This is a genomic window from Roseateles sp. P5_B10, assembly GCF_056400485.1.
This window is the reverse complement of record NZ_JBFULE010000416.1, coordinates 1-4,624: the sequence shown is the minus strand read 5'-3', so window position 1 is coordinate 4,624 and position 4,624 is coordinate 1. Positions and strand designations below refer to the sequence as shown.

Here is a 4,624-nt window from a genome sequence, read left to right as displayed (position 1 = left end):
GGCGAAACCGCCGTTCGCAACTTCAAGAAGGGCCAGGAAGTCGAAGCCGTCGTGCTGGCCGTGGACGTCGAGCGCGAGCGTATCTCGCTGGGCATCAAGCAGCTGGACAGCGATCCCTTCACCGCCTACACCACGATCAATGACCGTGGCGCTTCGGTGACCGGCATCGTCAAGACCGTCGACCCGCGCGGCGCCGAGATCGAGCTGGCTGACGGTGTGATGGCCTATCTGCGCGCTTCGGAAATCTCCCGCGACCGCGTGGAAGACGCCCGCAACGTGCTGAAGGAAGGCGACGAAGTCACCGCCGTCGTCGTCAACATCGACCGCAAGACCCGCAACATCCAGCTGTCCATCAAGGCCAAGGACAACGCCGACAACCAGGAAGCCATGACGCGCCTGAGCCAGTCGAGCGAGCGTGAAAACGCCGGCACCACCAGCCTGGGCGCCCTGCTGCGCGCCAAGCTGGACAACCAGGGCAATTAAGCCCTGTTTGAACTGCCCGGTCCTCTAGCGAATTGCTGGAGGCCGGGTATGCTCCCCACAGGCTCGCCGGCCTCGCCAGCGGGCCTGTTTCAATTTCAAGAGACAAGCCGCCTCGCTTATGACCCGCTCCGACCTCGTCGCCGTGCTCGCCGAACGATTTGGCCAACTGACCCAGCGGGACACAGAGTTCGCGGTCAAGACCATCCTCGACGCGATGAGCGACGCTCTCGCGCGCGGCCACCGCATCGAGATCCGCGGCTTTGGCAGCTTCTCCATCAGCCGCCGCCCGCCGCGCGTGGGCCGCAACCCGCGCAGCGGCGAGCAGGTCATGATCCCCGAGAAACTGGCTCCTCATTTCAAGCCCGGCAAGGCGCTGCGCGAGGCTGTCGACAAGCATCTTCCTGTGACGGACGCCTGACCCCGCCTGAGTCAGAATCCCGGGCCATGCGCACCCTCGTCTGGCTCCTGCGAGCCCTGCTCTTCTTCACACTGTTTGCCTTCGCGCTGAACAACAGCCACGAAGCCGTCGTGCGCTGGTTCTTCGGCCACGAGTGGCGCGCGCCGCAGGTCATCATCGTGCTGCTGGCCTTTGGCTTCGGCGCCGCCTTTGGCGTGCTGGCCATGGTGCCCGCCTGGTGGCGCCACCGCCGCGCCGCCCAACGCGTCGAACCCCTGCCCGGCATGCCCCAACCCACACCCGAAGTCCCCGCAGCCCCTTACGCCGCTCACCAAGATGGAGTTTGATCCGCGCTGGCTGCTCTTTGTCCTGCCCGTCGTCTTCGTCCTCGGCTGGCTGGCCTCCAAGCTCGACTCCAAGCAGTGGAAGCTGGAACAGCGTGATTCGCCCAAGGCCTATTTCAAGGGTCTGAACCTGCTGCTGAACGAACAGCAGGACAAGGCCATCGATGCCTTCATCGAGGCCGTCCAGAACGACCCCGACACCTCCGAGCTGCACTTCGCCCTGGGCAGCCTGTTCCGCCGCCGTGGCGAGACGGAGCGCGCCGTGCGCGTGCACGAGCACTTGTTGCGCCGCGGCGACCTGCCCAAGACCGACCGCGATCGCGCCCAGCACGAACTGGCCCAGGACTTCTTCAAGGCCGGCCTGTTCGACCGCGCCGAGGCGGCCTATGCCGAACTGCGCGGTACCGCCTTCGAGCGTGAGGCGCGCCTGGCCCTCTTGTCGCTGTACGAGCGTTCGCGCGACTGGGCCAAGGCCGCCGAGGTTGCCGCAGAACTGGAAGCCGCAGGTACGGGCTCCTTCTCCGGTCGTATCGCGCATTACCTCTGCGAGCAGGCCCTGGTCGCCCAGTCCCAGGGGCATATCGACCTGGTGCCCTCCCTGCTTGAACAGGCGCAGCGCCGCGCGCCCGAAGCGGCCCGCGCCTATGTGCTGCAGGGCCAGATGCTGCTGAAGGCCGGCCAGGCCGAAGCCGCGCTTGCCGCCTTCACCAAGCTGCTCGCAGCCAATCCGCCGGCCTTCAACCTCGTTGCAGCCGACTGCGCCGCCGCCGCCAAGTCTCTGGGCCAGCCCGAGCGCGCCATCGCGCTGATCAGCGAGCAATACCACCGCTCGCCCAGCATGCATTTGCTGCGCGCACTGGCAGGCCTGCAGCCTGGCCCCCAACGTGAGCGCCTCGCGGCCCATCTGCGCGAGCAGCCGGCCCTGTCGGCCGCCACGGAGCTGCTCAAGCTCAATGCCGGCGCGTTGCCCGCCGACGAGGCCGCTCCCATGATCCAGACGCTGGAAAAGGCCGCCAAGCCGCTGCAGCGCTATCGCTGCGCCGCCTGCGGCTTCGAGGCCGCCCACTACTTCTGGCAATGCCCGGCCTGCCTCAACTGGGACAGCTATCCGCCGCAACCCATTGAGGAACTCGCGTAGATGAAGCCCCTCGCCCAGCCGCACACCGCTGAACGCGGTGCGCCTGACCGGTCCCCCGGGGGGACGGCGATGCTTGCCGGATTGACCGGCAAGCACATCGCCAGCGCGGGCCGGCTTGGGAGCGGCCCGGCGCTCGGCCCGCAATGACTATGGAACAACTGAAATGAGCAGCGCAGCCGAAGACCGCTTCGTCATCTGCATGAAGTGGGGCACCAAGTACGGCCCCGAGTACGTCAACCGCCTGTACGGCATGGCCGCGCGCCACCTGCGCGGCTCCTTCCGCTTCGTCTGCTTCACCGATGACGCCAACGGCATCCGCTCCGAGGTCGAAAGCCTGCCGCTGCCCGAGACGCACGCCAGCCAAGGCAAGCGCGATGGCGGCTGGAAAAAGCTCGGCACCTACCAGGCCGACCTCTTCGGCCTGAAGGGCACGGCCCTGTTCCTGGACCTGGACGTCGTCATCGTCGGCGACCTGACCGAATTCTTCGCTGTGCCCGGCGACTTCCTCATCATCAAGGACTGGAAGCGCCCCTGGCGCGTGACGGGCAACTCCTCGGTCTACCGTTTCCGCATCGGCGCCCACGCCGACGTGCTGGCCCACTTCATCGCCCACCAGGACGAGGTGCGCGCCAAGTACCGCAACGAGCAGGAATATCTCAGCCATTTCCTGCACGACCAGGGCAAGCTGGGCTACTGGCCCACGGACTGGTGTGCCAGCTACAAGTACCACTGCCTGCCGATGTGGCCCACCAGCTTCTGGCGCGACCCCTTCATTCCGGCCGGCGCGCGCGTGCTGGTCTTCCACGGCGTGATGAACCCACCCGATGCGCTGGTCGGCCGCTCGGAAGGCAACTGGCGTCACGCCCGCCCGGCAAAGTGGATCGCCGATCATTGGCGTGAATGAGGCCAGGGGCATGGACAACCGCATCGTCACTGTCGACAGCCGCGACTGGACCTCGCCCAGGCATGGTCTCGTGCCCGACCTGGAAGCCGGTCGGGTGYTGTTCTTCCCCGAGCTGCGCTTCGAGCTGACTTCAGAAGAAGCCGGGCTGCTGCGCCCCGACGTGCGTGACGAGAAGGCACGCAACATCAGCCTGCGCCTTGACGGCGTGCTCGCTGGCGCCGCCGTGCAGGGCGAAGAGCGGGCAAGGCTGGCAGCCATGATCGGGCGTTTCCGCGCCCGCGCCTGCTCGCTGATCGACGCAATCGCGCCAACCTACAAGCCGGCGCTGCGCCTGGCACCCACGAGCTATCGGCCCATGCAGGTCGAGTCGCGCGTGCAGTCCTGGCGCGCTGATGACCGCCGCCTGCATGTGGACGCCTTCCCCTCGCGCCCCAACCGCGGCGAGCGCATTCTGCGTGTGTTCACCAACCTCAACCCCAACGGCGAGCCGCGCGTCTGGCGCGTCGGCGAGGCCTTCGAGGACATCGCCCGGCGCTTCGTGCCACGCGCCAAGCCTTATGTGGCCTGGCAGGCCAAGGCCCTGAAGGCGCTGCACGTGACCAAGTCGCTGCGCACCGAATACGACCACCTGATGCTGCAGTTGCACGACGGCATGAAGGGCGACCTGGACTACCAGCGCAGCAGCCCGCAGGTCGAGATGCCCTTCCCGCCTGGCTCGACCTGGGTCTGCTATTCCGACCAGACGTCGCATGCGGTCATGTCCGGCCAGTTCATGATGGAACAGACCCTGCACTTGCCGGCCGAGGCCCAGGTGGACCGCACGGCCAGCCCCCTCGCCATCCTTGAGCGCCAGCTAGACCGCCGGCTGACCTGAATGCCCTGGTTGTCCACGGGCATCGTCCTCATCGTCGCCGGCCTGTTCCTGCGCGAACTGGCCACCGTGCTGAGGGCCCGCGTACCGACGCAGACCCGCGCCATCATGGTGGGCGACAACGCGCCGCTCTGCCAGGACGAGATTCCCAGGATCATCTGGACCTACTGGCAGCCCAGCCCGGCGCCGGCCTTCATCCAGGACTGCCTGGCCAACTGGCGCCGCTTCGCGCCCGACCACCAACTGCGCCTGCTGGACCGCACCAGCGTCTCGCAATGGCTGCCCGCGCTGCGAACCGATTTCGACGAGATGCCGCCCCACCGCCAGGCCGACTGGCTGCGCGTCCAGCTGCTGGCGCGGCACGGCGGTGTCTGGATGGACGCCTCCATGCTGCTGAGCCGCGACTTGGGCTGGCTGCACGAGACGCGCCGGCGCCGCGCCGCGGACTATGTCGGCTTCTACATCGACCGCTACACAACCCGGCCTG

Annotated in this window: 7 protein-coding genes; all 7 read left to right on the top strand. The window is 67.4% G+C overall.

Going from position 1 to position 4,624, the window contains the following annotated elements; all coding sequences use genetic code 11:
- Nucleotides 1-483, top strand: a 483-nt coding sequence (locus AC1DU6_RS20790; protein ID WP_477859275.1) for a S1 RNA-binding domain-containing protein, incomplete at its 5' end; no start/stop codon positions are given.
- A gap of 118 nt (nt 484-601) precedes the next feature.
- The gene (locus AC1DU6_RS20785; protein ID WP_056202110.1) at nt 602-901 is read left to right on the top strand and encodes an integration host factor subunit beta; all 300 of its coding nucleotides are present in this window, start codon (nt 602-604) and stop codon (nt 899-901) included.
- A 26-nt stretch (nt 902-927) separates the two neighbouring features.
- A complete protein-coding gene (locus AC1DU6_RS20780; RefSeq protein WP_056202107.1) occupies nt 928-1,227 on the top strand; it encodes a LapA family protein in 300 nt (99 codons plus the stop codon).
- Nucleotides 1,217-2,362 carry a lipopolysaccharide assembly protein LapB gene (gene lapB / locus AC1DU6_RS20775; RefSeq protein ID WP_457390102.1) on the top strand — a complete coding sequence of 382 codons (1,146 nt, stop codon included), beginning with the start codon at nt 1,217-1,219 and terminating at the stop codon, nt 2,360-2,362. Before AC1DU6_RS20780 ends, lapB begins: the two co-directional genes overlap by 11 nt.
- Before the next feature lie 163 nt (nt 2,363-2,525).
- Nucleotides 2,526-3,266, top strand: a complete 741-nt coding sequence (locus AC1DU6_RS20770) for a glycosyltransferase (protein ID WP_457324759.1) — start codon at nt 2,526-2,528, stop codon at nt 3,264-3,266.
- A gap of 10 nt (nt 3,267-3,276) precedes the next feature.
- Nucleotides 3,277-4,140: a Kdo hydroxylase KdoO gene (locus AC1DU6_RS20765; RefSeq protein WP_056202097.1), complete on the top strand. Its 864-nt coding sequence runs from the start codon at nt 3,277-3,279 to the stop codon at nt 4,138-4,140.
- Nucleotides 4,141-4,624: glycosyltransferase family 32 protein (locus tag AC1DU6_RS20760; protein ID WP_477859271.1), on the top strand; the 484-nt coding region annotated here is incomplete at its 3' end.

Bases quoted from the DNA above. Each gene is read 5' to 3' on its own strand.
- AC1DU6_RS20785 (WP_056202110.1), top strand. From the start codon at position 602: ATGACCCGCTCCGACCTCGTCGCCGTGCTCGCCGAACGATTTGGCCAA.
- AC1DU6_RS20780 (WP_056202107.1), top strand. From the start codon at position 928: ATGCGCACCCTCGTCTGGCTCCTGCGAGCCCTGCTCTTCTTCACACTG.
- lapB (WP_457390102.1), top strand. From the start codon at position 1,217: ATGGAGTTTGATCCGCGCTGGCTGCTCTTTGTCCTGCCCGTCGTCTTC.
- AC1DU6_RS20770 (WP_457324759.1), top strand. From the start codon at position 2,526: ATGAGCAGCGCAGCCGAAGACCGCTTCGTCATCTGCATGAAGTGGGGC.